We start from the raw sequence: 25379 nt of genomic DNA on the forward strand, positions 1-25379 counted from the left end.
CCGGGGAAAAACCTCTTGCCCGGCTTTTAAAGAGTATCGGACGTTTCTCCCCTTTCGGCGGCAGGCGCAGCGGGAACAGCAGGAGCGGGAGCCTGCGGCCTCCGGAGGGATTCCCCTTCCTTCGGAACTTCCTTGGTCGAATTATCCATGATCTTCTGAAATTCCACGCTGTGTTCTTCCGCAAAGGCGGAAGCGGAGCTGACCATCCATATCTGGGCGCCGCAGGCCATCAACGTCAGCACTACGGCAATAATGGAAACGACAAGCGCGCCCTTGGGAGAGCCCTTGCTTGCGGCCACAATACTCATAATCAACGCGATAATGGCAAGAAGGCCGGCCGGGATCAGGGCCACCCAGCCCAGGCACGGGAAAAAGCCTATCAATGCAAGAACCAGGGCAATAATGCCGAGGACCAGGGCAGCCGTGCAGGAAGGGGAACCACTGCAGCAGGACGGATTTTGGGGGAAAGAGGGATCGTTCATCATCGTATTATTCCTATATGGGGTTGTTGAAATTCCTTCTTGGAATCGTTGTGTCCGTCCTACTGGAATATCTATCTCCTGTCAAGATGCAAGCTCTGGCATCCCGGCGCGCCTGACTTGAAAAAGAACCCGTAAAAACATCCAGGGGGACATATCGCCTTTCTAACCGGGTTCTCCTTATGACACTGCTTAAAGCAGCAGATAACCCGCCGCAACGGCGCCAATACCCAGCGCGGCGCTGAACAACATCAACCTGCGCTTGCTGCGGCTTCTCCACATCAGGGCGACGCCTGTCACATAAGCCGCCAGCAGGGAAAAAGCGGCCCCCCCGCCCAGAAAAGTAAACCACCATCCGGCCTTCCCCTTATGTACCAGCAGCAATTTGGAATACACCCCCGGAGACACCATCTCCGCGCGGAGCGCATCCCCCTTCCTGATCAACAACACATGGTCATCCGTCAAAGGGCCGAGCACGTAATTCCCCTTGAATGGACGCACTTTCCCCTCCGGCAGCGTGGCTCCGCGCCGTTCCAGCTCCCGGAGGGAGGCTTCGTAGGGAGGACGGTCGGTGCCGTCCAGCTCATGCACCGTCACGGTGGAGGTAAAATTCTCATCCGTACCGGCCAGATAAAGCAGGCCGGTGACGGCATACACCACCACCATGGGAAGAAAAAACAGGCTCAGCACCAAATGCAGGGAACGGCAGGAAAAAACATTCATAACGAGTGATGAAAACTTTAATGCACGCGCCCCAGCAAATCCGCCAGTCTTTTCCCCAGCGCTTCTATCTGTTCGGGCTGGTGGGCCGCCGTCACCGTGATGCGCAACCGGGCCGTTCCGCGCGGCACGGTTGGGTAGCGTATGGCGGGAGCCAGAAAACCTTGTTCCAGCAGCTCCTGCGCTGCAGAAAGGGCCGCCCCGTTCTCACCGATCACGACCGGAAAGATGGAAGAAACGGGCCGTCCCGGCATACCCAGGGCTCCGGAAAGAGCATCCGCCAGAGTGGAAACATGCCGGCGCAGCTCCTTCCCTTCCTCCCCGCTGATGATCCGTACCGCTGCCAGGGCGGCTGCGGCCAGCGCCGGAGGCGGAGCCGTGGAATAAATCAGGGAGCGGGCGGAATTGATCATCACATCAGCCCATGCCCGGGAACAGGCCACATATCCTCCGCTCAGCCCGGCCGCCTTGCTCAGCGTACCCATCTGGAAATCCACTCCGGAGGAAACCCCCAGCTCTTCCGCCAGCCCGGCTCCATGTTCACCCAGTACGCCGAATCCGTGGGCCTCGTCCACCAGCAGCAAGGCGCCGAACTCCTCCTTCAGACGCACGATCTCCTGAAGAGGCGCGCGATCCCCGTCCATGCTGAAGACGGATTCAGTCACCACCAGGATTCCTCCGGAAGGATTCGTGCTCCGCAGGTACTCCAGTTTTTTCCGCAACGATTCCATATCGTTATGCAGGAATGTGGACAAACGGGCTCCGGACAGCCGCGCCCCGTCAATCAGGCTGGCGTGGGACAGCTTATCCATGACCACCGTATCCTCCCGGCCCGCAATGGAGGTAATCACTCCCAGCGAGGTAGCGTAACCGGAGGAAAAGCTGACGGCCGCTTCAGTCCCCTTCAAAACGGCCAGGGCCTCTTCCAGCCCGGAATGCGCACGGCGCGTTCCCGTTACCAGGCGGGAAGCCATGGCCCCCGCCCCGCCGTCGCGCGCGCCTTTGGCAAAAGCCTCCACCAGAGCCGGATGATGTGCCAGCCCCAGATAATCGTTGCTGGCCAGATTCACCACTTCCCGGCCATCCTCCATGCGGGCCATCCCGCCGGGCAGGCATTCCACATTCCGCAGAACGCGCAGCAGCCCCGCGGACTTCAACTCTGATAAAAACCGTTCAGGATTTCTCATACTCAGATATATTGGAGACAGCAATCAGGCATCCACGGACAAACTCAGCACCACGTTATGGCCGCCCATGGACGCGGCGGACTTGACCAGCAAACGTTCTCCGTCCAGCGCTGTTTCCGCCGCCGGAACGGCCCCTCCGCACGGAGAACTCACCCAGCCGGGATTGGGAGGCAGGCTTCCTTCACGCACAAAAGCCAGCATCAGCGCCAACTCCAGAATGCCGCTGCCGCCGATCGCATGGCCCGTCCACGGCTTCATCATCCTCAGGTCCGGCAGGCTGTCCCGGCTAAAAACAAGCTCCAGGGCATTCCGTTCGGACAGGGCATTCCCCGCCGTACCGCTGGCATGGGGACACACGGTCAGGGGCACCCTTCCATCCCATCCCTTCAGAACCCTTTCAAGCAGCTCCGCAATGCGCTTCCCGTCGGACGGCATGCCCAGCGGACTGAACGCGTCGGAATTCACCACATAATCCCTCAAATGAATACCCGGCTCCGCGGACATCTCCAGAGCCAAGGACGCCCCTCCCTCGGAAATGCACATCCCGTCCGCACCGGAACCATAGGGATCGTTCATGCCATTGCGGGACAACATGCCGGAAGCCCAGTACGTCCCCAGCAGCTCCCGGCACAAGGGAAGGTCCAGCCCCACAGCCAGGGCCCGCTTCACGATACCCTGCCGCATCAGCATGGCCGCCATCCCCACGGCATCCAGCCCGGCGGCGCAGCCGCTTGCCAGCACATGGTAGGGACCGTGAATGCCCAGTTCAATGCTCACGCAGGAAGCCAGCTCGCTGTGCAGGGAATTGGGCACGGCCAGAATCTTCATGGGCCGCCTGCCGGGCCACGGACTCAGCCAGCCGGAGGCATTCCCGCGGGAACTGCCTACAATCAGCGCGGCGTCCTCCAGCTCGTGCGGCCCCCATCCGGCTTCCTCCACGGCCTGGCGGGCCAGAAGAAGGGCCAACTGGGACGCCGGGCCGTTCCGGCGGCTGCACAACATGCCCCGCTCCGGAATCCAGCCGCTGCGGACATCACCCCAGGGATGCCCCGCACCCCACAACTCCTTCAACGGCTTCAACATCTGGAGTCCCTGCCGGACGCCGCTGACATGAGCCTCCGCGCCCAGCCCGAATGCGGAAGCCAGGCCAAGCCCGCAAACCCGCGGTTCCGCACAGCTGTTCCCCTCCGAAATCATGACCCGGGAAAAGTACCCCTCCGCCGCCCCGGAAACAAGCCCCGAATACGTCGGGAATGAAAGGCAATCCATAAATATCTACGGCAAGGCGAAAAGCCGAACTCATGGACACTACGGAAACTTTACGGCGGTATCTGCCTGCTCTTGCGGAACATCTCCCTTCCGGCATAACCATTTGGGCTGAAAAGCCTTAGCTTCCCTCTCTTCGTTACTTCTCTTGACTCCCCTCCACCGGACAGGGGAAGAATAATCAGCCGCAAAAAACGGAAAACACAGGGAGGAAGGCATTCTTCCCCCAATGCGGGAAATATTTCACGGAAGGCATCAGCTTTCTCCGCTTTCCCACTCACAACGGATGAAAAACAGACCAGTCCAGCCTTCTTGAAAAACCGGAAAAACCGTGGCAAACTCTCCTCCATGCCCTTGCAAACACTCTTCCGCAGCACCCTTCTTCTCGCCTGCTGCCTGCCGGCATGGGCCGCCTCTCCCTCCCCAACGGCCTTCCAGCCTTCCGAATGGGCTGTCCTCCAATCGCCGCGCGCGGACCGTCGCCATACCTCCTCCCGCGGCATTGTCCAAACCATGCTGGAACAAGTGCGCCCGGCATGCGCCTTTCAGCCCGGCATGCCCCCTGAAAACTTCCCTTCATGGCGGGAACAGGTGCGCCAGGCCATGAAAAAGCTGATGAAATTCCCGGCCTCGCAGGAAATACAGCCCCCCAGGCTCGTCAAAACCGTTTCACGGCAGGGATACAGGGTGGAAAAATGGGAAAGCTATCCTTTCCCGAACGCCGCCGTACCGTTTCTGGTACTCGTACCGGACTCCGCCACACCGCAGCGCCCGGCACCCGTCCTCTTCTGCATTCCCGGGTCGGACCAGACCAAGGAGGAATTGGCGGCGGAAACATCCGCGGAACTGGAAAACTCCCCCCTTCCCCGGCCAAGTCCCAACGCCATGGCCTGGCACTATGTCCGGGAAGGCTGGGTGGCCGTCGTGGTGGACAACGCGGGCGCCGGAGAACAGGGAGACGCGGAACATGCGGCCGGACGCGCCTCCCACGACTACGACAACCTGGCGCGCCTCCTGCTGGAAATGGACTGGAGCTGGCTGGGCTACACATCCTACACGGACCAATGCATTCTGGACTGGGTAAAAAAACTCCCCTTCATACAAAAAAGCCATATCATCCTCAGCGGCTTCTCCCTGGGCACGGAACCCATGATGGTTCTGGGAGTCCTTAACCCGGACATCTATGCCTTCGTGTACAACGACTTTCTGTGCCGTACGCTGGAACGGGCGCAAACCATGACCAAACCGTCCGCCAACGGCTCCCGCCCTGCGCCCAACTCCATCCGCCACCTGATACCCGGCTTCTGGCAGCAATTCGACTTCCCGGACATCGTCGCCTCCCTGGCTCCGCGCCCCGTCATCTGTACGGAAGGGGGGCTGGACCGGGACTTCGGTCTTATCGCGCAGGCCTACCGCATGGCGGGCAGGGAAGACGCCTTCCGCTTCCTGCACCAGCCGCGCTTTGCGGACCCCGCCAAACGCTGGCAGGGGGAACGCCTCCCCTCCGGACTGGACAGAACCGAATTCTTCCGCCTGGCCAACGTCGATCCGCGCAACCACTTCTTCAAAAAAGACGCCGTCATCCCGTGGATCAAAAGCCTCCTGAACGCGGAACAAACCGCTGAACGCCCCGCAGATTCACAACAACCGGCGGTAGCCTCGGAATCCCCGGCCACCCCCTAAAGAATCCGGCTGTCCAGATCAAAAACCTGCCCGGAGGCGGCCGTCAGCGCCTCCTGCAGAAACAGAAGAAACGCCGCCGTCTGCTCCGGCGTATTGAACCTGCCCAAAACGTGCCGGGACAAAGCCGCCTCCTTCACGCTTCCGCGCAATCCCTCCGTCATATCCGTAAGCATGAACCCCGGCAAAACCAGATTCACACGGATTCCCTTCTTCCCCCACTCCCGGGCCAGACTCTTGACAAGGCCTTCCAGAGCTGACTTGGAAGCGGCATACGCCGCCTGTGACGGCGCGGGCCTGTACGCGGCATAGGAACCGATCATCACGACCTGCCCCTCTCTGCCCTCCCGCAGCATGCCGGCCGCAGCGCAGCGGGCGCACCAGGCGGCCCCCCTGGCATTCACGCCCATCACGGCGTCCCATTCATCCTCCGTCTGTTTCAAAAAAGGGCGGTCCTTCGTCACTCCGGCGGCGCACACCGCCAGATCATACGCAGGCCGCCCCGCAAACCACTCTTCCACGGCGGAACAGTCCCCCACGTCCAGCTCCGCACGGGAGGGGGCGTCCACTGCCCATCCGGCGGCGGAAAAATGCGCCGCCACGGCGCGGGCCAGTCCCCCTTTTCCGCCGCTGATAAACACCCTTCCCATGCCGTGCGGTCTTCCGTATTAAAAACTCTCCCGTTTCGGCTCCACCCAGCGTCCGTACTCCTTGATCAGGTCCACCAGCCTCTCCACCGCCTCTTCCTCGGGAATATTGAACTTGACGGGGGTATGCTTCACATACAGGTTAATCTTGTTCGGAGCCCCCCCCACATACCCGAAGTCGGCGTCCGCCATCTCTCCCGGCCCGTTCACGATGCACCCCATCACGGCAATCCTCACCCCCTTCAAATGTTCCGTGGCCTTGCGGATGCGGTCCGTCGCCTCCTGAATATTGTACAGGGTGCGCCCGCAGGACGGGCAGGAAACGTAATCCGCGCGCGTCAACCGCATCCCGGTGGCCTGCAGGATATTAAAGGCCAGGAAGGAAGCCAGCCGCGGATCGGACTCTCCCTGCACCAGCAAAGCGTCCCCAATCCCGTCGCACAGCAGGGAGCCCGCATTCCGGGCGGCCACCAGCGGCACGTCTTCTCCGGAAACGGAACCGGGCGCCAGCGTATCCTTCAGCAAAATCAAATGCCTGTCCTCAATGCGGGAAGCCAGCAGGCGGAACGCGTGCACCGGCTCCATGTCCAGCCCGTTCTTCACGGTCACGATGGACGGCTCCGCCAACTCTTTCAGCGGCTCCAGGTCGGCATCGCTGCGGGGGTCAACTTCAATGGCGTCCAACTGGCCCAGGGCCAGCTCCGGCATCATGTCGCCCATGGCGCCGCGCTCATCCTGCAGGGCGTAAAAACCGGCATCGGGAACCACCACGCGCACGGGCTGTTCCCAGCCCAGGCGAACGCCGTAGCACATGGCCAGGCCGCCCTGCCGCTTGGAAAACTTCAGGGGATCATAGCACAACTCCGGTTCCGGAAACGCGGAGGGGGGATCGTCCGGCCTTTCGGACGGCTGGAACGGATTGGAAAGCCGGTAGGCCACGGGCACCTCGCGCACGGCATCTTCCGTCAGGGACACGCGCAGGGTATCGCCAATGCCGTCCATCAGCAGGGACCCGATGCCCACCGCACTCTTGATGCGGCCGTCTTCCCCGCCCCCCGCCTCGGTCACCCCCAGATGGATGGGATAATTCCAGTCCGGACCCAGCGCGTTCATGCGCTCCACCAGCAGGCGGTACGCGGCGATCATCACCTTCACGCTGGACGCCTTCATGGAAAACACCAGGGAATGGTAATCCAGGTCGCGGGCAATCTGCGCAAACTCAATGGCGCTCTCCACCATTCCCTCCGGCGTATCGCCAAAACGGTTCAAAATGCGGTCGGACAGGGAACCGTGGTTGGAACCGATGCGCATGGCGCGGCCATGTTCCTTGCAGAACAGCACCAGGGGCGTAAACTCCTCCCGCACGCGGTCCAGTTCCTCCTGGTACTCGGCATCCGTGTACTCGCGCACCTCGAACTTCTTCTTGTCGATGAAATTGCCGGGATTAATGCGGATCTTCTCTACCCATTTGGCGGCCTCCATCGCGGCGTCCGGCTTGAAATGAATATCCGCTACCAGCGGCACATGGCAGCCTGCCGCGCGCAATTCGCGGGAAATATTCTCCAGATTGGCCGCATACGCCTTCGTCTGGGCGGTCAGCCGGATAATCTCGCAGCCGGCGGCGGCCAGCTCCAGGGCCTCCTTCACGCAGGCATCCGTATCCCGCGTGTCGGACGTCAACATGGACTGGACGCGGATGGGATTGGCGCCGCCAACACCCACATTGCCCACCATGACTTCGCGGGTCACGCGGCGCGTGTATCGATAGGGACTCGGACAATAGGAAGACTGCATAACGCCACTCTACCCGGCCACGCTCCGCTGTCAACCATCCTTCAAAAGCGCAAAGCCTTTTCACGTCACGCGGCAGGGCAGGACACCGCGGCGTCCTGCGCCTGTCCCGCCCGGAGCGGCACGCCCCGTTTTCCGGAAAAGCTACCGTTCAACTCTCCTCCTGGCCATTTCACAGGCATACGCCCTTCCCAACTCCTGAGCATGTTTCCGGGCCCATGAGGAAAGCCGGGAAAAACCGGCCGGAACGGCTCCTTCAACACACAGCCTGTCCTCCATCAATCCGCGTATCTCGTCCCTTGTCAGCATCACATCGCGATGGAACGCCCCCATCACCCTGGCGGCGGCAAGGGCGCTCCACGGGGGAACGGACATAACCGGCCTTTTGACGCCTATCGCTTCCCCCAGCATGGCAAACAGGCCGCGGAACGTATAGGCCTCCGGCCCTACCGCCTCAATAACCCTGTTTTCCCCGTCTTCCGCCATCGCCTCCCGGACGGCCAGAGCCGCCAGATCCTCCACGTGGATCGGTTGAAGACGGTACTCCCCATTCCCCGGAATGCCCACTACCGGAAAATTCCTCAGAACCCAGGCCATATTATTAATCAGGATATCTTCCCCCGGCCGTTCGCCGAACAAGACGGCCGGACGCAAGACGGAATACGGAATATCCTGACTTTCCAGCATGCGTTCCAACTCCGCCTTCCCTCGGAAATAGCTCAGGCTGCTGTCCCTGTCGGGATGGGTGATGCTGATATGCACGATCCTTTCCACTCCGGCCTTGGCGGCGGCCTCGAACAACACTCTTGTATGCTCCACAGCCTCCGCATGAGAAAACCACCGGGAATTGAACCGCACCCAGTACGTATTGATCAGGGCGCGGCATCCCCTCATGCTCTCCGCCAAGGCGACGGGATCATTCCAGCACAGGGGAGACAGCTGCCATCCATCCGGATTGGGCTTCCCCAAGGAATTGGTCAGCCCGACAACCCCCACGCCCCGGTTCGCAAGCTTCCGGGCCATATAACGCCCGCTGTACCCCAGGACGCCGGTCACGGCAACCTTGTCCGGACATTCACACACATTCGTTTTCATTTTATTTCTCTATTTTCCATAATTACAGAAATTTCAGAACACCATCATGCCTTTCACTCTTTCTTCAACCATATCTCCGGGCGGCTCTTCCTTTACTTCCTGGCTACCCAATCCAGAACCTTTCCTCCCATCTTCAGCGCTTTCTTAATCAGGGAAGGCGGGCATGAAGCGGCCTTGTCCGCAAAAGAACAGCCCAATTGCAATATCTCCTGCATGGCCTCCAGTCTGTCTTCCTGAAACTCGTTCCGCACTTTCCGGGCTTTTTCCAGACATTCGCCGACCGTTCTCAAGGCGCCCTCGGCCTCCCTCCTCTTACGCTCCTTCATGATGGCTCTGGCCATCTCCCACACATCGGCCTGCACGCGGTAATAGGACTTCCTGTCCCCCATCCTGCTTTCCCGGAACACCAGCTCCCACCCCTCCAGTTCTTTCAGCGCCGTGGAAACATTGGAACGCGCCATGGACAAAGCCTCGCATAAATCATCGGCGCTCAGGGCCTCCTCGCTCAAATACAAAAACGCATGAACCGCCGCCACGGACCGGCTGACGCCCCATCTGGCGCCCATCTCCCCCCATTGCTCCACAAAAGCTTTCTGCACGTCGTCCAAAACCATGACTCTATTTTCTGTAATTTCAGAAAATACGCAAGACAAAAAAATCTCTTTCTCATTTTCATCCCGCTTCCGGTGAAAAAAGCCCCCGTAAACTGCCGCACGCACTCCCTGTTACAACAGGCACTGCACGGCAAACACAACAACGGACCCGGCATACACGGCCAGCAGCAGACAGGCGCAGCAAAACAGGAACAGGCGGTAACCGCAAGCCAGCACGGCCCTTCTCAACGGCGCTTCCGGATGCCGACGCGCCCACCCGGCATACAGCAAAAGGAACAGGGCCGCCACAGCGGACACCGCCAACGTTTCCTTCAGCAGAGGGGGAAAATAATCAAACACCACCCGGTTCCGTCCAGGTTCCAAACGCACCGCCATCAACTCCCCAACCTTCTCCACAGGCACGGAAACCCCGTTGCGGACGGCGCTCCATCCCCTGTCATATACCACCGGAATCATCAGGGCCTCCCTTGCCCCGGCGGCAAGGTCCACCTCCACGTGGCCGCCTCTCCCCCGTTCCTCCATCCTGCGGGGGGCGGAACCTTCCGGAAATGCGGGCAAATCCCATTCCCCCTGCTGTGCGGCGGCCACGATCATGGGGCACTCCACCAGCCGCCGCATCACCCCGGTTACCAGGGTTTCCCCGCCGGTTACGGCGGATTTCAATTCCAGAGTTCCGTTGTAAGTCCTCCCTTTCCAGCCGGGCTTCTTCTGCGCTTCCGCCATCACGGGGACCTCCCGCCCGTCCACCTTCAATTCATCCGTATCCGTCAGGGGAAAGCCGTACACGTCCCCGTCCCGCTCCGGAATCCTCATGCTGTAGGCATTCCCGCATACTTCCGTCCGCGCCTCCGCAGGAACGTACAGCGGACTCTTGCCGGAAGGGAACAGCCGCGCGTACAATACATTGAGATTCTCGAAAACGGAAGCCTTGTCGTCAAGCTCCAGCCCCAGGGCGCTTTCAGGCACCACCCGCCCCCATTGCGCGCCCGGCAGGCGGTACAAATACATGCCGTCGCGGGACAGGACATCTTCCATGCCTTCCACGGGGCAGGACGCCAGCACGAATCCGTGCCCCAGCAAAAGATCGGAAAACAGGGTTCCCCCCTGTCCATAAGTGCGCGTAAACTCGTCCCGGTATCCCAGGTTCTTCAGAAAACGGAAATGGGCAATGCTCGTCGTGTGCCGGAAATTGCTGATGGAGGGAATGTTCCCCAGGCAGGCGGAATTGTCCACCATCACCCTGTCCCGGTCCTTCACGCGCAAAAGCCCCTGATACCCATGCATCTGCCGCGCCAGCCACTCCGCATTCAGGCACTGCACGGCAGCCTTTTCCTCATCCCCCTTCTTCCAGAAAGCGGCAGCCCCCACGGGCAGCCCCAGCAGCAGCACGGCGGCAATGCCGCCCATCAGCCTCCTGCCTTCCGCATGCTTCCAGATCAACCAGGCGCACAGGAAAAACAGCAGCGGAAGCAGGCGGACGGCAACATCCATCTCCGCCACGTGCAGAACAACCGCGGAAACGGCAAACGCCGCGGCGGGCAATCCCAGACAAAGCGGCCATCCGAATCTCCGGCCCTGCGGCACGGGCAGCCGATCTCCCGTCAACATCCAGGCGCAAAACGCCGTCACGACCAGTCCGGGAACAAAGCCGAACCGCACGGGAAAATCCACGTAGCTCCACAAATGGGCGGCGCGGTGGAAAGGTTCCACGAACGCCGGAAGAATGGAAGCCGCCAGGAGCAGGACAAACAGGCGCACGCACCTGTCCGGAGGCGCGGACTCCCTCCGTCTCCGCACCAGGAACAGGACTGCCAGGGCGGCCGGGGCCATCCCCGGCAGGCAGGAATACAGGCGTTCCAGGAACTTGGGAGGATCAAACGGCCACAGCAGCTCGGAAAACAAGGGAGCCGTCATGAACAGGGACCTCATGGAATCCCGGCTCATCTCCATCATCGGCAGCCAGTAATAACTGGTAACCAGCGTCACCGCCGCCGTGTACCAGAAAACGCGGCCCAGAATCATGCGCCGGTCTTCCGTTCCCTTCAACGGCAGCGTATAGGCCCACGCAAACAGCCACCCGACCACCACGGCCATGAAAGCGCTGTACAGGGAGGTAGCCAGCAGGAACAGCCCCACGGCATACAGCCACCCCCGGCCGCCGTTCACCAGCCGGTACAGCCCCAGCGCAAACAGCGGAAACATGGCGGCATGGTCCAGAAACTGCATGAAGCCGTACTTGGTCTGGAAAAATCCCCCCAGGGCGTACCCGGCGGTCAAAAGCACGGTCCACCCCACGGACAGGGATGGAAACATGCGCCTCAGGAACCAGGAAGCCGTCAGGCAAATGCAGACCACGTCCGCCAGCATCACCCAGACCATGTCCCTCAGCAGGAAGGAATCCCCCATCGCCACGGCAATCCAGGAGGAGGGGACCAAAAGCTGATGAGGCAGGGAGGGGCTCACCCGGATGCCGCACCCCGCATTGATATCATAAAAAAAAGAGCCGTCACACACTCCGGACATCAGAGCGGAGGCATAATACTTCAGGGACGGGTACACCATCTGCCCGTTGTCCATGTACTCCAGACAATGGCTGCCGAACGGCCAGACGCCCCTGAGGGCCAGAAACAGGCACGCAGCCAGAAGGGCAAACCCTGCGGACGCCAGCGACGTCAATACCGGACGTGAAGAGGCGGAAACCATGGAATGTTCAGCGTACAAACGGTTCGGCGGCCTGGACCAGCCGCAGCGCGCGGGCGCTCTCTTCCACATCATGAACGCGGTGGATTTGGGCGCCGTGCAAATGCCCCCATACCGTCATCACCGCAGTACTCAGCGGCTCCCGTCCCGAATCCGTTCCGCCCAGGATGGCGCCCAGCATGCGCTTGCGGGAAAGGCCCAGCAGCACCGGACGCCCCGCCACATGCAGCTGGTCCATATTGGAAAGAAGAGTCAGGTTATGGTCCAGCGTCTTGCCGAAACCGATGCCGGGGTCCCAGCAGACCTGTTCCGGCAAAAGCCCCTTTCCCAGCAGAAAATCATACCGTTCCTCAAAATAGCGGCGCACCTCCTCCAGAACATCCCCGTATGCGGGCGCGTCCTGCATCGTCTCCGGGCGCCCTTGCATATGCATCACCACTACACCGCAGCGCGCTTCCGCACACAGTTCCGCCATGCCGGGGTCCGACAAGCCGGAAATATCATTGATCACGTCCGCCCCCGCCTCCAGCACCGCGGCGGCCACGGCGGCATGGCGTGTATCCACGGAAATCACGGCCTCCGACCGCTTCCGGAGTTCCCGCACCACGGGCAGCACGCGGGCCACCTCCTCATCCGCGGAAACCTCCGCCGCTCCCGGACGTGTGGACTCGCCCCCTATGTCCAGAATAACGGCACCCTGCCGTTCCAGCTCCTCCGCATGGCCAAGGGCCTCTTCCAGCGCATAAAAACGGCCTCCGTCGGAAAAGGAATCCGGAGTAACATTCACAATCCCCATCAGCACGCCGCCGCGTTCTACGTTCAACTCATGTCGCCTTACGAACCAATTCATTTAATTACGTTCTTGTCAAAGGCACTATACATCACTTTAATAAGTCAGAAACACTTTTTTCATCATGAAAACATCGCCCTTGCTTTTCATCGTCCCGCTGGCCCTGGCGGCTTCCGCCCTCCAGGCCGGACAGGACGAATTCAAGATACGGGAACCCTCTTCCTCCCGCCTGGTCAAGCATGAGGACGGTTCGCGCAGCTATTTTGAAAGAACTTCCAACGGCCAGGGAATGCGGAAGCGCACTTACAACGTCAACAACGTCCTTGTCTCCGTCACCTACTATTCCCGCGGCAAATTCGGACAGCTTACGTCCTGCCTGATTTATGACGGCAAGAAAAATGAACTGTTCCATGTGAGCTACGGCTACAACCAATACGCCGAGCTGGTGGAAGAACGCATGTTCGACTCCAAGACCAAGGAACTCGTCCGCCGCTTCCTGTACAGGTATGACGCCCAGGGAAACCGGAGCAAGCCCATATGCATCACGCTGGTCAAAAACAAGAACCTTGAAATCCACAACGGGCCTTCCGCTCCGGAAAGGGACCCCTTTGCGGACGACTTCAAAAAGAAGAACCGATAAGTGCCGGAACTCCTCAAATCCAGCATATCGTTCCCAACGGGAGGGATGAAATCGCACAACTTGCACGGCTTGACATGCCGCTTACTGGAATTCATTTCCAACGATGAAGTAACGAATATATGATATTCGTGATCAGGTCCAGGATCAGGAAGCGTGCTTATACAACTGCAACCAAAGCTTAGAGAGCCCTGGCTCCAGCCCAAGCCGCAGAATCGCTTTCAATTTGTGTGTTGTCCTTTCCAAGGAATAAGAATAGGCTTTCCCGATTGATTCGTACCAAAACCGCAGAACAAATCGTCTCTCACCTTAGTAAGAGAATCTTCCCAGCGGAGCGGAATTGAATACGTCCCGGGCTGCTTATTGAGAAACCTTATCTCTCGGTTCTCTTCATCATATTCCATCCAATCCGGATTTTCCCAGTCCTTACCTTTTTCCATCTTCTCAAGAGGCAAGGTTAAACGTTTCCGATATTTATCTGTTTAAAAGATGTAAAGTCAATTAAGCTTATCAAATTTTTTCCTCTGAAAATAACACACAAAGCAGAAAACACGTAAAAGAAATCTACTGCATCTCCAGAAAACGGCCACGTTTGCATCCATCCTGACTATCGATAATGAACTTGCACATACCGGAGCAACAGGAGAGCAACAAACCATAGAATGAAAATAAAAGGCCTGCACGTGCTTATGCTTGAGAAATGGAATAACGGTACATAATTAAAATCAAAGGATCTATGATTTAAGATTAAAAAGACGATTTATCATTTCCAGTAGATTTGAATGGAATAATAATTTGTTTTGACCCGTCCATACCAAACCCATAGTAAAGATTATCCTGAACGTGATTCAATGACTGTTCCCAATCTGGAGGCAATGAATACTTCTTAGGAGTCTTATTAAGAAATTTTATTTCTTTTTTATCCGGGTCGTATTCCATCAAATCAGGTTCGTCCCATTCTTTGTCTTTGCTAATTTTTTCGAGAGCATTTTTCATGCTCGATTGTATTCTTGCATCATGTCGCTGATGCTTCCAGCTGAGATTTTTCTAGAGACGTATATAATTTAAAAAAATCAAAACTATAAAAATATAGTAAAAAACCATTACATTACCTGCAGGAAACCAAGCTTTAACCCATCCTGATTCCGCATAATTTGCTTGAAGATACCAGCAAACATAAAAAATAATCAGTAAAGCTATTACTTGGAAAATGCCTCTCTTGAGGTGCACCGCATAAAAAGCCTTTCGCGCTCGGCGGTCAAGAAGATGATTGACGCATGCGTGGAAATCTTCCCGGGATATGGAGTAACGATACATGGCGTTCAGGACAAAGTTGGAACAAGAGACCCGGCATCGGGCAAGGAATATCCACAGTTCCTGTGGCGGCATGGCCAGGGCAAGGTCCTCCGTTTGCTGGAAAAATTCTGTTACTCCTCCTCCCCGTCGCTGGCTTCCAGCTTGTTCCGCCAGCGGCGGGCCACCCAGGGGCGCACCAGCCCATAAAGCAGGTAAATGGAGAAAATGACCGCGGGCATCACCCACGGGAATTTGAAAATGCAGATGACCGTCAGCACAATGAGCACGATCGCGTACATCGTACCCCGCGTACGCATGTTGATGTGCTTGAAACTGGGATAAACCACCCGGCTCATCATCAGCACGGAAACGCCTGCCATCGCCAGGGCGATCACGTACTTGAACACGCCCAGGTCCATGGCCCCATCCGGCGCCCTGCCAGCCAGGTACATCACCAGGTACATGGTGGAAACCACAGCCCCGGCCGCCATCGGAACGGGAAGTCCCACGAAATCGCTGCTCTGGCCTTCCTTGCGGGGAGCCGACGCCATGCAGTTGAAGCGCGCCAGACGCAGGGCGGCGCACAGCAGGTACAAAATGCCGATGCCCCAGCCCACTTCCGGCGGAGAAAGCTGGAACAATACCGCCTTGGCCACCAGAAGCGCCGGAGCGATGCCGAAAGAAACAATGTCCGCCAGAGAATCGAACTCCCTTCCAAACGGGCCGTCCTGCCCGCGCATACGCGCAATCCGGCCGTCAAACAAATCGAACAAACAAGCCGCAAAAATCAGGAACGTGGCGTTCTGATAACAGGCAAAGGCCGCCACGGCATCGCTGTCCGCCTGGTTGATCCCTTCAAAAATCGTCAGAATGGCGAAAAATCCGCACACCAGGTTCCCTGCCGTGAACAGGTTCGGCAAAATGGGAATTTCGGGTTCATCCGGAAAAATCTTCTTGTCCATGATCGGCTTTTTACTGGAGCTGCCCTTCGGGGCTTACCCGTTGATAATCTTGCGCGCCGCAGCGGCCAGCGTCTGGGGGTCCGCATCCTGCGGGGCGGAGCCTCGGGCCTGATCGGCCCGGCCGCCGCCTTTGCCGCCGCCAAGGGACGACACCTCGCGGACCAAATCCCCGGCGGACAAGCCGTCTGCAATGGCATCTTTGCCACAATACGCCCCCAGGAGCAAGGAAGAACTGTCTACGCACAGCAGAAAGGCCGCCCCCGCATATTGGCGCTTTTTCAAGCCGTTGAGCAGTTCCTGAAGAAGCTCCCCCGACCCTTCCGCCACCTGAATCAGGGAAGCGGAACCACCGGAAAGCCATTCGTTCAGTAGGGCGTCGGCCCTGGCGGCGGACTGTCCGGCGCGGGCCTTCTTCAGCTTCTTCTCCGCATCCAGGGCCGTCTGCTTGAAATGTTCCACGCTGGCGTCAAACCGTTCCAGAGACTCGTTCACCGTGCGAATGTCGGAAGCTCCGATGGCGGACAGGCCGGGCTTGCCCTCAATGGTGGGAACCGGAACCTGCTCCAGCCCCATGTCCTCCAGGGCATAATTCACTTCCTTGATCTTTTCCACCGCTTTGGCGATCTCCAGGCTCTTGGCGACGACGTGCTGGCGGATCATCTCCAGGGCGGCATCCCCCGTCATGGCCTCAATGCGGCGCACTCCGGAGGCGATGGCTCCTTCGCTTTTAATCTTGAACAGGCCGATATCCTTCGTGTTCGCGATGTGGGTGCCCCCGCAGAACTCCATGGAGACGCCATCCAGCGCGTTCTCGCAGCCGCCCACCTGGACGACGCGCACCAAATCTCCGTACTTGTCCCCAAAAAACTGGGCGATGGCGGAATTCCCCTTCACCTCCGCATAGGCGCGTTCCGTGCAATACACCGGCAGTCCGGCGTCAATCCAGCCGTTTACCTTCTCTTCAATCTTCCGCAGCTGGTCCGGCGTGACGGCTCCGCTGTTGAAATCAAAGCGCAGGCGGTCTTCCGAGACGAAGGACCCCTGCTGGGCCGCGTCCGGGCTCACCTCCTGGTGCAGGGCGCAGTGCAGGAGGTGGGTGGCGGTATGGTGGGCCTCCACCCGGCGGCGGCGTTCCGCGTCAATGCTCAAATGCACGCGGTCCCCGGGCTTCACGTTCAGCCCTTCCTGGTACTCCACCACATGGGCGCGCGCTCCGCCGATCTGCTGGACGGCCGCCACGTGGTAGCTGTCCCCGCCGATCTCGATCAGTCCGGCATCGGACACCTGGCCGCCCATCTCCGCGTAAAACGGCGTCTTGTCCGTAATAATAAACAGGGAGTCCCCCTGGCGGCTCACTTCCAGCACGGTAGCGGCGCACTCGTCCACATCGTAGCCCGTGAAATCCGTTACGGCGTCCGTCTTCAAATCCAGGGCGCGCACCACTTCGCTCTTCCGCGCCGCGCGGGCCCGGTCGCGCTGTTCCTCCATCAGACGGTTGAAGCGTTCCATGTCGATGTCCAGCCCGCGTTCCTCCGCAAGCAGGGCGGTCAGGTCCACCGGGAATCCGTAGGTATCGTAAAGCTTGAAGGCAAACTCGCCGGTCACCTTCCCGGCGGAAGCGGTTTCCGCGTCAAACAATTCCAGGCCGCGGTCCAGCGTTTCATTGAAGCTGGCTTCTTCACGGGTCAGTACCTCCTTCACCGTATCAGCACGGGAAACCAGTTCCGGGAACACCTGGCCGAAGGAGGCCACCAGCGTATCCACCAGTTCTGCCAGGAACGGCTGGGTGAACCCCAGGCGGCGACCATAGCGCACGGCACGGCGCAAAATGCGGCGCAACACGTAATTGCGGCCGTTGTTGCCCGGCAAAATTCCGTCCGCAATGGAAAAACTCAAAGTACGCACGTGGTCGGCAATCACACGGAAGGCGATCGCCTCCTGGAGAACGTCGTCCCCGGCGGCCACCAGCTTGGAGCCGGGGGCGGGATAAACGTCCGAGTACTCCCGGCCGCTCAAGGCTTCCAGCCTGTCAAACAGCGGGCGGAACACATCCGTGGCGTAATTGGAAGGCTTGCGGGAAAAATCCTTGAACCCGTCCGTGCATTGCATGATGGAGCAGGCGCGTTCGAAGCCCATGCCCGTATCCACATGGCAGGCCGGCAGGTTGCGCATGGAACCGTCGCTCTCCGCATTGTACTGGATGAACACCAGATTCCAAATCTCAATGCACAAATCGGAATCCTTGTTCACCAGCCTGCCCTGCGTATCGCCGTTCGGGGTCAGATCCACGTGCAATTCGGAGCAGGGGCCGCAGGGACCGGTCTCTCCCATCATCCAGAAATTGTCCTTCACGTTGCCGTGCACAATGTGAACCTCCGGGTCCAGCCCGCGGGAACGGAACAGTTCCGCCCAGTAATTCCAGGCCTCCTGGTCAAACTCCCCGGGATCCCCCTTGCTCTTGTCCGGCGCGTACACCGTGGCGTACAGCCGTTCCGCCGGAAACCCCCAGCGTTCCACGACCAGCTCCCAGGCCCAGTGAATGGCTTCCTTCTTGAAATAATCGCCGAAGGACCAGTTGCCCAGCATCTCGAAAAACGTGTGGTGGTAGGAATCATAGCCCACATCCTCCAGGTCATTGTGCTTGCCTCCGGCGCGGATGCACTTCTGGGTGTCCGTGGCGCGGGCGGGCTTCCACGGCGGCGTCCACACGCCCAGGAAATAGGGAACAAACTGGTTCATGCCGGCATTTGTGAACAACAGGCCGGGGCTTTGGGGCATCAAAGAGGCAGAAGGCACGACCGTGTGCTGTTTCTCGCGGAAAAATTCCAGAAAGCTTTGGCGGATCTCGGTGGCGGTCATCATATCGATTGGAAAAGTAAAAGTCGCCGGATTATGCCCGTTCTCCCCCCCTTAGTAAACCGCTAATTCCTTCTCCGTCATGATGACTGCGTTTTTGTTTGCAAAGAAATATTATACATGCGTATAAACATAGACATGAAAAAGCTGGTGATCATCCTGATCCTGCTGTGTGCCGCAGGCGCGGCGGCCTGGTTCATTTACCGGGAAGCTCCCGCCGGCCCCGAGCAGGAAGCCGTGCTCTACGGCAACGTGGACCTCAGGCAGGTGGATCTGGCTTTCCTGATCTCCGAGAGGATCGACTCCGTGCTGGTGGACGAAGGAGACACCGTCACCGCCGGACAGAAACTCGCCACGCTGGAAACGGTCCGCCTGCAGCAGGCCGTAGATGAAGCGCGCCAGACGGCGGAAGCCGCCCGCCAGAACTACCTGCGGGTGAAAAACGGCCCCCGCCGGGAAGAAATAGCCCAGGCACGGGCGAATGTGGAATCCGCCCAGGCCACGCTGAACAATGCCGCCCTGCGCAGCAAAAGGCTCGTGGCGCTGGCTGAAACCAAATCCATCTCCCGGCAGGAAGCGGACGACGCCGTAGCCTCCCAGCGGGTGGCCGCCGCCAATCTGGACGTAGCGCAAAAACAGCTGGAACTGCTCCTGGCCGGCTCCCGCGCGGAAGACATAGCCCAGGCACTCGCCCAGTACAACCAGGCCAGGGCCAATCTCACCATCAGGGAGCAAAATCTGAAAGACGCCATTCTCTACGCTCCGAGTGACGCCGTAGTGCGCAACCGCATCCTGGAAAAAGGGGACATGGCCTCACCCCAGAAACCCGTTTACAACCTCTCCCTGAACCACACCAAATGGGTAAGGGCATACCTCACGGAAACCCAGCTTGGAAAAGTCAGGCCCGGTTTCTCCGCCACCGTGCATAACGACAGCTTTCCCGGCACGGACTTCAAGGGAACGGTGGGCTTCATTTCCTCCGTTGCGGAATTCACGCCCAAGAACGTGGAAACGCCGGACCTCAGAACAGCCCTGGTCTATGAAGTGCGCATCATCGTGGACGACCCGGACAACCGGCTGCGCCTGGGCGCCCCGGCCACAGTCACTATCCCCCTGGACCAGGAAAACGGCCGGCCCTCTCCGGAACAGTCCAGGCCATGAACGCAAACTCCCGTCTTCTGATCGACTGCCGGAACGTGCGCAAAATGTTCCCGGACCCGGCAGGCGTCCCCTTTGCGGCGGTGGCCGGAATCTCCTTCCGCCTGTCTTCCGGGGAAATCGTGGGGCTGCTGGGGCCGGACGGCGCGGGAAAAACCACCCTCATCCGCCTGATCACGGGGCTGATGAAACCGCATGAAGGCTCCATCTCCGTCCTGAATCTGGACTCCGTGAAAAAAAGCCGTGCCATTCAATCCTCCATCGGTTACATGCCGCAGAAATTCGGCCTGTACGAGGACCTCACCGTCCGGGAAAACATGGAGCTTTACGCCCGCATGCACGGCGTCTCCGGCCAGGACCGGGAAAAACGCTTCCGCGACCTCCTCTCCATGACCAGCCTGGAACGCTTCACCGGACGCCTGGCAGGCAAACTCTCCGGCGGCATGAAGCAGAAGCTGGGGCTGTGCTGCTCGCTGATCTCCTCCCCGTCCCTCATCCTGCTGGACGAACCTACGGTGGGCGTGGACCCACTCTCCCGCCGGGAACTGTGGAACATCCTCCGGCAATTCTCCCATGAGGAAGGCGTGGGGGTGCTCGTCAGCACCTCGTACATGGATGAATCCGCCTACTGCAACAGAACCCTCATCATGTATCAGGGGCGGCTGCTCGTGGACGCGCCGCCCGCGGACGTCATCGCGCGCGCGGAAGGCATGTGCGTCACGGTGCAGACCCCGGAAAAAATCAACACCCGCCAGTTCCAGAGCAGGCTGGCCACCATGCCCGGCATCATCAACGCCACGCCCCAGGGCGGAACAGTCCGCATCATCCTGCCGCCGGACCACCCCACGCGGCAAAAACTGGAGGAATACCATCCCCAGCCGGGCCGTCCGGATTTCTCCGACGGCTTCATGACCCTGCTGGCGGAACAAACGGACCCGGCGTCCGGCGACATTCCCGTTCCGGAAGGCAAGCCGCTCCCGGAACAGGCGGCGGAAGGGGACGTCGTCATCCGGGTCACGGACCTCGTGCGCCAATTCGGTAGCTTCACCGCCGTCAACCACGTCAGCTTCTCCGTCCGGAAAGGGCAGGTCTTCGGACTGCTGGGTCCGAATGGTGCCGGGAAAAGCACCACCTTCCGCATGCTCTGCGGGCTGCTGCCTGCCACTAGCGGCACGCTCAACGTAGCGGGTGCTGATTTGCGGACAGCCGCCGCCCGGGCACGGCGGAAAGTAGGGTACGTAGCCCAGAAATTCTCCATGTACGGCATGCTCACCACGCGGCAGAACCTGGAATTCTTCGCCGGGGCTTACGGCATGGCCGGGAAGGAAAGAAAGGAGGCCATCCAGGCCATGGAAAAGGAATTCCGCCTCACCCCCTACATGAACGCCCCCGCCGCCCACCTGCCCGGCGGCTACAAGCAGCGCCTCAGCATGGCGTGCGGGCTGCTCCACTCCCCGGACATCCTCTTTCTGGACGAGCCCACCTCCGGCGCGGACCCGCTGGCACGGCGCGACTTCTGGCTGCGCATCAACTCGCTGGCGGAAAAAGGAGTCACCATCATCATCACCACGCACTTCCTGGGAGAAGCGGAATTCTGCGACAACATGCTCATCATGATGGACGGCACCACGCTGGCGGAAGGCTCCCCGGATGAAATACGCAAACACGCCCCGCCCCGGGAGGATGGCGCGCCCGCCTCCCTGGAAGATGCCTTCCTGGCTATCACGGAAAAATACATGAAGAAAGGAGGGGAAAACCCATGATCTCCTCTCTCAAACGCATCGGCGCCCTCATCGTCAAGGAACTGCACCAGGTAGTCAGAGACCCCGGCAACGTGGGAATCGCCGTCATCCTTCCCGCCGTGCTTCTGCTCCTCTTCGGCTACGGCATGAGCATGGACATCAAAAACGTGCGCATCGCGTACCTGGCCGTTCCGGCCTCCAGCGAATCCACCAATCTGGAAACGCGCCTCACCCTCTCCAAATACTTCCAGACCCGGCGCGTCTTCTCCACCCGCGAGGCGGAAGAACTGCTGCGCACCCATGAAGTGGATGCCTTCATCGCCCTGCAAAGCAACGCCCCGGACACCCTCAACGGCGGCGTCACCAAAGTCCAGATCGTCGTCAACGGGGTCAACGCCAACCAGGCCACCCTCATCCGCAACTACCTTCAGGCCGTTGTGGGTTCCTGGGGGGCCTCCCTGCACGGACAGTCCGCCCCCGTGCTGGACGTGCAGACGCGCACCCGCTTCAATGAAGCCAACGACAGCCACTACTACCTGGTTCCCGGCGTCATCGTCACCATTATGACCATGATCGGGGCGCTCCTCACTTCCCTGGTCATGGCGCGGGAATATGAACGGGGCACACTGGAAAGCCTCTTCGTCACCCCCGTGGGCAGCGGGGAAATCCTCACTGCCAAGGCGGCTACCAACTTCCTGCTGGGCATGGTCAGCCTGGCCATCTCCATGGTCTTCGCCGCCTTTGTCTTCGGCATCCCCATCCGCGGCTCCCTCACCCTGCTGCTGGCGGTCTCCGCCCTGTTCCTCATTGTGGCCCTGGGGTTGGGGCTCGTCATCTCCACGGCCACGAAAAACCAGTTCCTGGCCTGCCAGTTCGCCATCATGGGCACCTTCATGCCGGCCCTCATGCTCTCCGGCTTCCTGTACGACATTCTGAACATGCCGCCCGCCGTGCGCGCCCTCACCTACATGATCCCGGCGCGCTATTACGTCACCCTGCTCCAGACCCTCTTCCTGGCCGGGGACATCCCCTCCGTCATCATCCCGTGCTGCATCACACTGGGCGTCTTTGCCGTCGTCCTCATGGGCATCGCCCGTTTGAAAGCTCCCAAATCCCTGGAATAACGTCATGGACTTCTTCGTCAGAATAACCTCCCTCGTCAAAAAGGAACTGCTGGCCGTGCTCAGGGACAAAAAAAGCCGCATGGCCCTCATCATCCCGCCCATCATCCAGATCTGCATCTTCGGATACGCGGCTACCATGAACGTCACGCGCGTGCCCTACGCCGTGCTGGACAAGGACGGCGGGGAATCGGCCGCCCAGTACATTGCGGACCTGGAAGGCACAGGCATCTTCCGGCGGCAGGCCGCGGCATCCACGGAAAAGGACATAGACCGCATGATCGACAACCGGGAAATCGTCATAGGGCTCACCATTCCGCCGGACTTCTCCCGCAACCTCCAGACGGGCCGCCCTGCCTCCCTCCAGCTCATTGCGGACGGGCGCAACGCAAACACGGCAGCCATCGCCCTCGGCTACGCCCAGCAAATCGCCTCCGCCTTCGGCGCGGACCTGACCGCCAGAAACGGCGGCGCCTCCCCGGTGGAAATAGAAACCCGCTCCTGGTTCAACCCTAATCTCATTACGCGCTGGTTCATCGTGCCCGGCCTCATCGCCGTCCTGGCCCTGATCAACTCCATCCTCTCCGGGGCGCTCTCCATCGCCCGGGAACGGGAGGAAGGCACCTTTGACCAGCTCCTGGTAGCCCCGTACAACCCGGGGGAAATCCTGCTGGGCAAAGGCATCGCCACGGTCATCACCGGCTCCATGCAGGCCGTCTTCGTGGTGCTGGTGGCCATGTTCTGGTTCCGCATCCCCTTCCAGGGCTCCATCTGGCTCCTTGCCACGGCCATTCTGCTCTTCATCATCACCGCGACGGCCATAGGGCTGTGCATCTCCTCCTTCGCCCAATCCCTCCAGCAGGCCATTGTGGGAACCTTCCTGCTCCTGGTGCCCATGGTCATGCTCTCCGGCTTCGCCACCCCCATCTCCAGCATGCCGGACATCTTCCAGGACCTTACCCTGCTCAACCCCATGCGGTACGGCCTGGAACTCATCCAGCGCATCTTCCTGGAAGGGGCCGGATTCCTGGACCTCTGGCCGCTCTTCGGGGCCATTCTGATCGTAACGGCGGTATCCGTATTCGCTGCCATCTTCTCCTTCCATCACAAAATCTCCTGACGGGAACCCAGGCTATTCCTGCCGCCCATCCCTGAATGCGCCCCTAGGCCGGACAACTCCGCTGTTCAGCCCTTTGCCTTCCGCCCCACCTTCCCCTCCAATTTCGTCACCCGCATAAAAACACTTGCATCCGGTCCGTTTTTTATATTCTATCTCTCTCGTTCCGATTGGAACATGGGCTCGTCGTTCAATGGATAGGACATCGGTTTCCGGTACCGACGATGTAGGTTCGATTCCTACCGGGCCTACCAGATTTTCAATTCCAGACCCTTGCAAAAGAAGTGTTTTGCAAGGGTCTTTCATTCTCTTTCCCCTATTATTCCTCAATAATCAGGAATAGCCGTGCCTTAAAAAGGGCGGCACGTCCTTCCGGCCCCGGCCCAATCGGAGAAAAATTCGTACGCCAGATACTATGGGAAACAAATACCGGAGCGGTCATCCTGGAAACACGGACAAAATGAACGAAGTTTCGCAAAATGGGTAAAAAAATCTTTGACATCTATGAGATAATACGTAGTTGATTTCGTAACTAATTACGTTTTTAATAACACAAAAACGATATGGATTTTTTCAACCAGACGGGCAAAATGGCCATTGGAAGCAGACTGCGCATGTTGACGGACAAGATAACAAATGACGCCGAACTGATCTACGGCATGTACGGCGTGGACATCCGCCCGAAGTGGTTTCCCGTCTTTTTTGTGCTGTCCCGCGGCGAGGCGAAGACCATCACCGCAATCGCCAGGGAAATAGGGCATTCGCATCCGTCCGTCAGCAACATCGTAAAAGAAATGGGAGCAAGGGGACTGGTGAAAGAAACGAGGGACAAATCGGACGGAAGAAGAAACATGGTCACGCTGTCCTCCAAAGGAAAAAAAATGGCCGGAATCATGGCCGAATGCTATCCCGACGTTGAGTCCGCCGTGGAACAAATCGCCCGGCAGGCCCGGAACGACCTGTGGCGGGCCATTGAAGAATGGGAAGACCTGCTGTGGAAAAAAACATTATTCGAACGGGTAAAAGAAGCCAAAAAGGAGAGGGAGGGAAAAGACATCGCCATCATTCCCTATGAGCCCCGCTACCAATCCGCTTTCAAGGCTCTCAATGAAGAATGGATCACCGCCCACTGGGAAATGGAAGAGCCCGACCACAAGGCGCTGGACCACCCGCAGGAATACATTCTGGACAAGGGAGGCCACATTTTCATTGCCCTGTACAGGGATGAACCTGTCGGCGTATGCGCTCTGTGCAAAAAAGACGATCCGGAGCATGAATATGAACTGGCCAAGCTCGCAGTCAGTCCCGGAGTGCGGGGAAAAGGAATCGGTGTATTGCTGTGCCGGACCGTCATCGGCAAGGCACAAGAACTGGGATGCAAAAAAATCTTTCTGGAAAGCAACACGCTTCTGCGCCCGGCCATACGGCTCTACAGAAAACTGGGGTTCAAGGAAATTCCGAAAAGCCATCCGGCCTACGAAAGGGTCGATATTCAAATGGAACTGGTGATAGACTGACCAT

Annotated in this window: 20 protein-coding genes and 1 tRNA gene; 8 read left to right on the top strand and 13 right to left on the bottom strand. The window is 59.3% G+C overall.

Annotated elements, in window-relative coordinates:
• Nucleotides 1-26: 26 nt before the first annotated feature.
• From V3C19_RS09730 to V3C19_RS09745, 4 genes are all read right to left on the bottom strand, one after another.
• Nucleotides 27-485, bottom strand: coding sequence for a hypothetical protein (locus V3C19_RS09730; protein ID WP_130084460.1), 459 nt, complete (start codon nucleotides 483-485; stop codon nucleotides 27-29).
• A 186-nt stretch (nucleotides 486-671) separates the two neighbouring features.
• A complete protein-coding gene (locus tag V3C19_RS09735; protein WP_130084461.1) occupies nucleotides 672-1202 on the bottom strand; it encodes a hypothetical protein in 531 nt (176 codons plus the stop codon).
• Nucleotides 1203-1219: 17 nt separating this feature from the next.
• Nucleotides 1220-2386 (bottom strand): 8-amino-7-oxononanoate synthase, encoded by a 1167-nt coding sequence (locus tag V3C19_RS09740; protein WP_295932518.1) that lies wholly within the window; start codon nucleotides 2384-2386, stop codon nucleotides 1220-1222.
• 24 nt (nucleotides 2387-2410) lie between these two features.
• Nucleotides 2411-3583: a beta-ketoacyl synthase N-terminal-like domain-containing protein gene (locus V3C19_RS09745; RefSeq protein WP_295932521.1), complete on the bottom strand. Its 1173-nt coding sequence runs from the start codon at nucleotides 3581-3583 to the stop codon at nucleotides 2411-2413.
• Nucleotides 3584-4000: 417 nt separating this feature from the next.
• Between V3C19_RS09745 and V3C19_RS09750 the strand changes: the two genes are divergently transcribed.
• Nucleotides 4001-5335: an alpha/beta hydrolase family protein gene (locus tag V3C19_RS09750; RefSeq protein WP_130084464.1), complete on the top strand. Its 1335-nt coding sequence runs from the start codon at nucleotides 4001-4003 to the stop codon at nucleotides 5333-5335.
• Here V3C19_RS09750 and V3C19_RS09755 read toward each other — a convergent pair.
• The 6 genes from V3C19_RS09755 to folP form a co-directional block, all read right to left on the bottom strand.
• Nucleotides 5332-5982 (bottom strand): SDR family oxidoreductase, encoded by a 651-nt coding sequence (locus tag V3C19_RS09755; RefSeq protein ID WP_130084465.1) that lies wholly within the window; start codon nucleotides 5980-5982, stop codon nucleotides 5332-5334. The genes V3C19_RS09750 and V3C19_RS09755 overlap by 4 nt on opposite strands.
• Before the next feature lie 18 nt (nucleotides 5983-6000).
• A complete protein-coding gene (gene ispG / locus V3C19_RS09760) occupies nucleotides 6001-7773 on the bottom strand; it encodes a (E)-4-hydroxy-3-methylbut-2-enyl-diphosphate synthase (RefSeq protein ID WP_130084466.1) in 1773 nt (590 codons plus the stop codon).
• A gap of 141 nt (nucleotides 7774-7914) precedes the next feature.
• Complete coding sequence (locus V3C19_RS09765) at nucleotides 7915-8865, bottom strand: NAD-dependent epimerase/dehydratase family protein (protein WP_295932527.1); 951 nt, start codon at nucleotides 8863-8865, stop codon at nucleotides 7915-7917.
• 92 nt (nucleotides 8866-8957) lie between these two features.
• Entirely contained in the window at nucleotides 8958-9479 is a 522-nt protein-coding gene (locus V3C19_RS09770; RefSeq protein ID WP_295932530.1) for a MarR family transcriptional regulator, read from the bottom strand.
• Nucleotides 9480-9590: 111 nt separating this feature from the next.
• On the bottom strand, nucleotides 9591-12254 hold the full coding sequence (locus V3C19_RS09775) for a YfhO family protein (protein ID WP_295932533.1): 2664 nt from the start codon (nucleotides 12252-12254) through the stop codon (nucleotides 9591-9593).
• Entirely contained in the window at nucleotides 12190-13029 is an 840-nt protein-coding gene (gene folP / locus V3C19_RS09780; RefSeq protein ID WP_295932536.1) for a dihydropteroate synthase, read from the bottom strand. The genes V3C19_RS09775 and folP overlap by 65 nt, the downstream gene beginning before the upstream one ends.
• Nucleotides 13030-13093: 64 nt before the next feature.
• Here folP and V3C19_RS09785 point away from each other — a divergent pair, with 64 nt between their 5' ends.
• Nucleotides 13094-13609 carry a hypothetical protein gene (locus V3C19_RS09785; protein WP_130084471.1) on the top strand — a complete coding sequence of 172 codons (516 nt, stop codon included), beginning with the start codon at nucleotides 13094-13096 and terminating at the stop codon, nucleotides 13607-13609.
• A 744-nt stretch (nucleotides 13610-14353) separates the two neighbouring features.
• Here the strand turns inward: V3C19_RS09785 and V3C19_RS09790 are convergent.
• The 3 genes from V3C19_RS09790 to alaS all read right to left on the bottom strand — a co-directional run bounded on the left by V3C19_RS09790 (nucleotide 14354) and on the right by alaS (nucleotide 18726).
• Nucleotides 14354-14602, bottom strand: a complete 249-nt coding sequence (locus V3C19_RS09790; protein WP_295932538.1) for a hypothetical protein — start codon at nucleotides 14600-14602, stop codon at nucleotides 14354-14356.
• 431 nt (nucleotides 14603-15033) lie between these two features.
• The gene (gene pssA / locus V3C19_RS09795) at nucleotides 15034-15864 is read right to left on the bottom strand and encodes a CDP-diacylglycerol--serine O-phosphatidyltransferase (protein ID WP_130084474.1); all 831 of its coding nucleotides are present in this window, start codon (nucleotides 15862-15864) and stop codon (nucleotides 15034-15036) included.
• A gap of 33 nt (nucleotides 15865-15897) precedes the next feature.
• Nucleotides 15898-18726 carry an alanine--tRNA ligase gene (gene alaS / locus V3C19_RS09800; RefSeq protein ID WP_130084475.1) on the bottom strand — a complete coding sequence of 943 codons (2829 nt, stop codon included), beginning with the start codon at nucleotides 18724-18726 and terminating at the stop codon, nucleotides 15898-15900.
• 114 nt (nucleotides 18727-18840) lie between these two features.
• Here alaS and V3C19_RS09805 point away from each other — a divergent pair, with 114 nt between their 5' ends.
• The 6 genes from V3C19_RS09805 (at nucleotide 18841) to V3C19_RS09830 (ending at nucleotide 25375) form a co-directional block, all read left to right on the top strand.
• Nucleotides 18841-19881 carry an efflux RND transporter periplasmic adaptor subunit gene (locus tag V3C19_RS09805; RefSeq protein ID WP_204795061.1) on the top strand — a complete coding sequence of 347 codons (1041 nt, stop codon included), beginning with the start codon at nucleotides 18841-18843 and terminating at the stop codon, nucleotides 19879-19881.
• Nucleotides 19878-21641: an ATP-binding cassette domain-containing protein gene (locus V3C19_RS09810; protein ID WP_130084477.1), complete on the top strand. Its 1764-nt coding sequence runs from the start codon at nucleotides 19878-19880 to the stop codon at nucleotides 21639-21641. The genes V3C19_RS09805 and V3C19_RS09810 overlap by 4 nt, the downstream gene beginning before the upstream one ends.
• On the top strand, nucleotides 21638-22744 hold the full coding sequence (locus V3C19_RS09815; RefSeq protein ID WP_130084478.1) for an ABC transporter permease: 1107 nt from the start codon (nucleotides 21638-21640) through the stop codon (nucleotides 22742-22744). Before V3C19_RS09810 ends, V3C19_RS09815 begins: the two co-directional genes overlap by 4 nt.
• A 4-nt stretch (nucleotides 22745-22748) precedes the next feature.
• Nucleotides 22749-23861 (top strand): ABC transporter permease, encoded by a 1113-nt coding sequence (locus V3C19_RS09820; RefSeq protein WP_295932547.1) that lies wholly within the window; start codon nucleotides 22749-22751, stop codon nucleotides 23859-23861.
• A 176-nt stretch (nucleotides 23862-24037) separates the two neighbouring features.
• Nucleotides 24038-24112 (top strand) — tRNA-Arg (locus V3C19_RS09825).
• A 309-nt stretch (nucleotides 24113-24421) separates the two neighbouring features.
• The gene (locus V3C19_RS09830; protein WP_295932550.1) at nucleotides 24422-25375 is read left to right on the top strand and encodes a bifunctional helix-turn-helix transcriptional regulator/GNAT family N-acetyltransferase; all 954 of its coding nucleotides are present in this window, start codon (nucleotides 24422-24424) and stop codon (nucleotides 25373-25375) included.
• The last annotated feature ends 4 nt before the right edge of the window (nucleotides 25376-25379 follow it).

The organism is Akkermansia sp. AE01SA01 (assembly GCF_036417395.1).
In the GTDB taxonomy this organism is placed as follows: Bacteria; Verrucomicrobiota; Verrucomicrobiia; order Verrucomicrobiales; family Akkermansiaceae; genus Akkermansia.

Coding starts and splice junctions, on each gene's coding strand:
- V3C19_RS09730 (WP_130084460.1), bottom strand. CDS start 485: ATGATGAACGATCCCTCTTTCCCCCAAAATCCGTCCTGCTGCAGTGGT.
- V3C19_RS09735 (WP_130084461.1), bottom strand. CDS start 1,202: ATGAATGTTTTTTCCTGCCGTTCCCTGCATTTGGTGCTGAGCCTGTTT.
- V3C19_RS09740 (WP_295932518.1), bottom strand. CDS start 2,386: ATGAGAAATCCTGAACGGTTTTTATCAGAGTTGAAGTCCGCGGGGCTG.
- V3C19_RS09745 (WP_295932521.1), bottom strand. CDS start 3,583: ATGATTTCGGAGGGGAACAGCTGTGCGGAACCGCGGGTTTGCGGGCTT.
- V3C19_RS09750 (WP_130084464.1), top strand. CDS start 4,001: ATGCCCTTGCAAACACTCTTCCGCAGCACCCTTCTTCTCGCCTGCTGC.
- V3C19_RS09755 (WP_130084465.1), bottom strand. CDS start 5,982: ATGGGAAGGGTGTTTATCAGCGGCGGAAAAGGGGGACTGGCCCGCGCC.
- ispG (WP_130084466.1), bottom strand. CDS start 7,773: ATGCAGTCTTCCTATTGTCCGAGTCCCTATCGATACACGCGCCGCGTG.
- V3C19_RS09765 (WP_295932527.1), bottom strand. CDS start 8,865: ATGAAAACGAATGTGTGTGAATGTCCGGACAAGGTTGCCGTGACCGGC.
- V3C19_RS09770 (WP_295932530.1), bottom strand. CDS start 9,479: ATGGTTTTGGACGACGTGCAGAAAGCTTTTGTGGAGCAATGGGGGGAG.
- V3C19_RS09775 (WP_295932533.1), bottom strand. CDS start 12,254: ATGATGTGGAAGAGAGCGCCCGCGCGCTGCGGCTGGTCCAGGCCGCCG.
- folP (WP_295932536.1), bottom strand. CDS start 13,029: ATGAATTGGTTCGTAAGGCGACATGAGTTGAACGTAGAACGCGGCGGC.
- V3C19_RS09785 (WP_130084471.1), top strand. CDS start 13,094: ATGAAAACATCGCCCTTGCTTTTCATCGTCCCGCTGGCCCTGGCGGCT.
- V3C19_RS09790 (WP_295932538.1), bottom strand. CDS start 14,602: ATGAAAAATGCTCTCGAAAAAATTAGCAAAGACAAAGAATGGGACGAA.
- pssA (WP_130084474.1), bottom strand. CDS start 15,864: ATGGACAAGAAGATTTTTCCGGATGAACCCGAAATTCCCATTTTGCCG.
- alaS (WP_130084475.1), bottom strand. CDS start 18,726: ATGATGACCGCCACCGAGATCCGCCAAAGCTTTCTGGAATTTTTCCGC.
- V3C19_RS09805 (WP_204795061.1), top strand. CDS start 18,841: ATGCGTATAAACATAGACATGAAAAAGCTGGTGATCATCCTGATCCTG.
- V3C19_RS09810 (WP_130084477.1), top strand. CDS start 19,878: ATGAACGCAAACTCCCGTCTTCTGATCGACTGCCGGAACGTGCGCAAA.
- V3C19_RS09815 (WP_130084478.1), top strand. CDS start 21,638: ATGATCTCCTCTCTCAAACGCATCGGCGCCCTCATCGTCAAGGAACTG.
- V3C19_RS09820 (WP_295932547.1), top strand. CDS start 22,749: ATGGACTTCTTCGTCAGAATAACCTCCCTCGTCAAAAAGGAACTGCTG.
- V3C19_RS09830 (WP_295932550.1), top strand. CDS start 24,422: ATGGATTTTTTCAACCAGACGGGCAAAATGGCCATTGGAAGCAGACTG.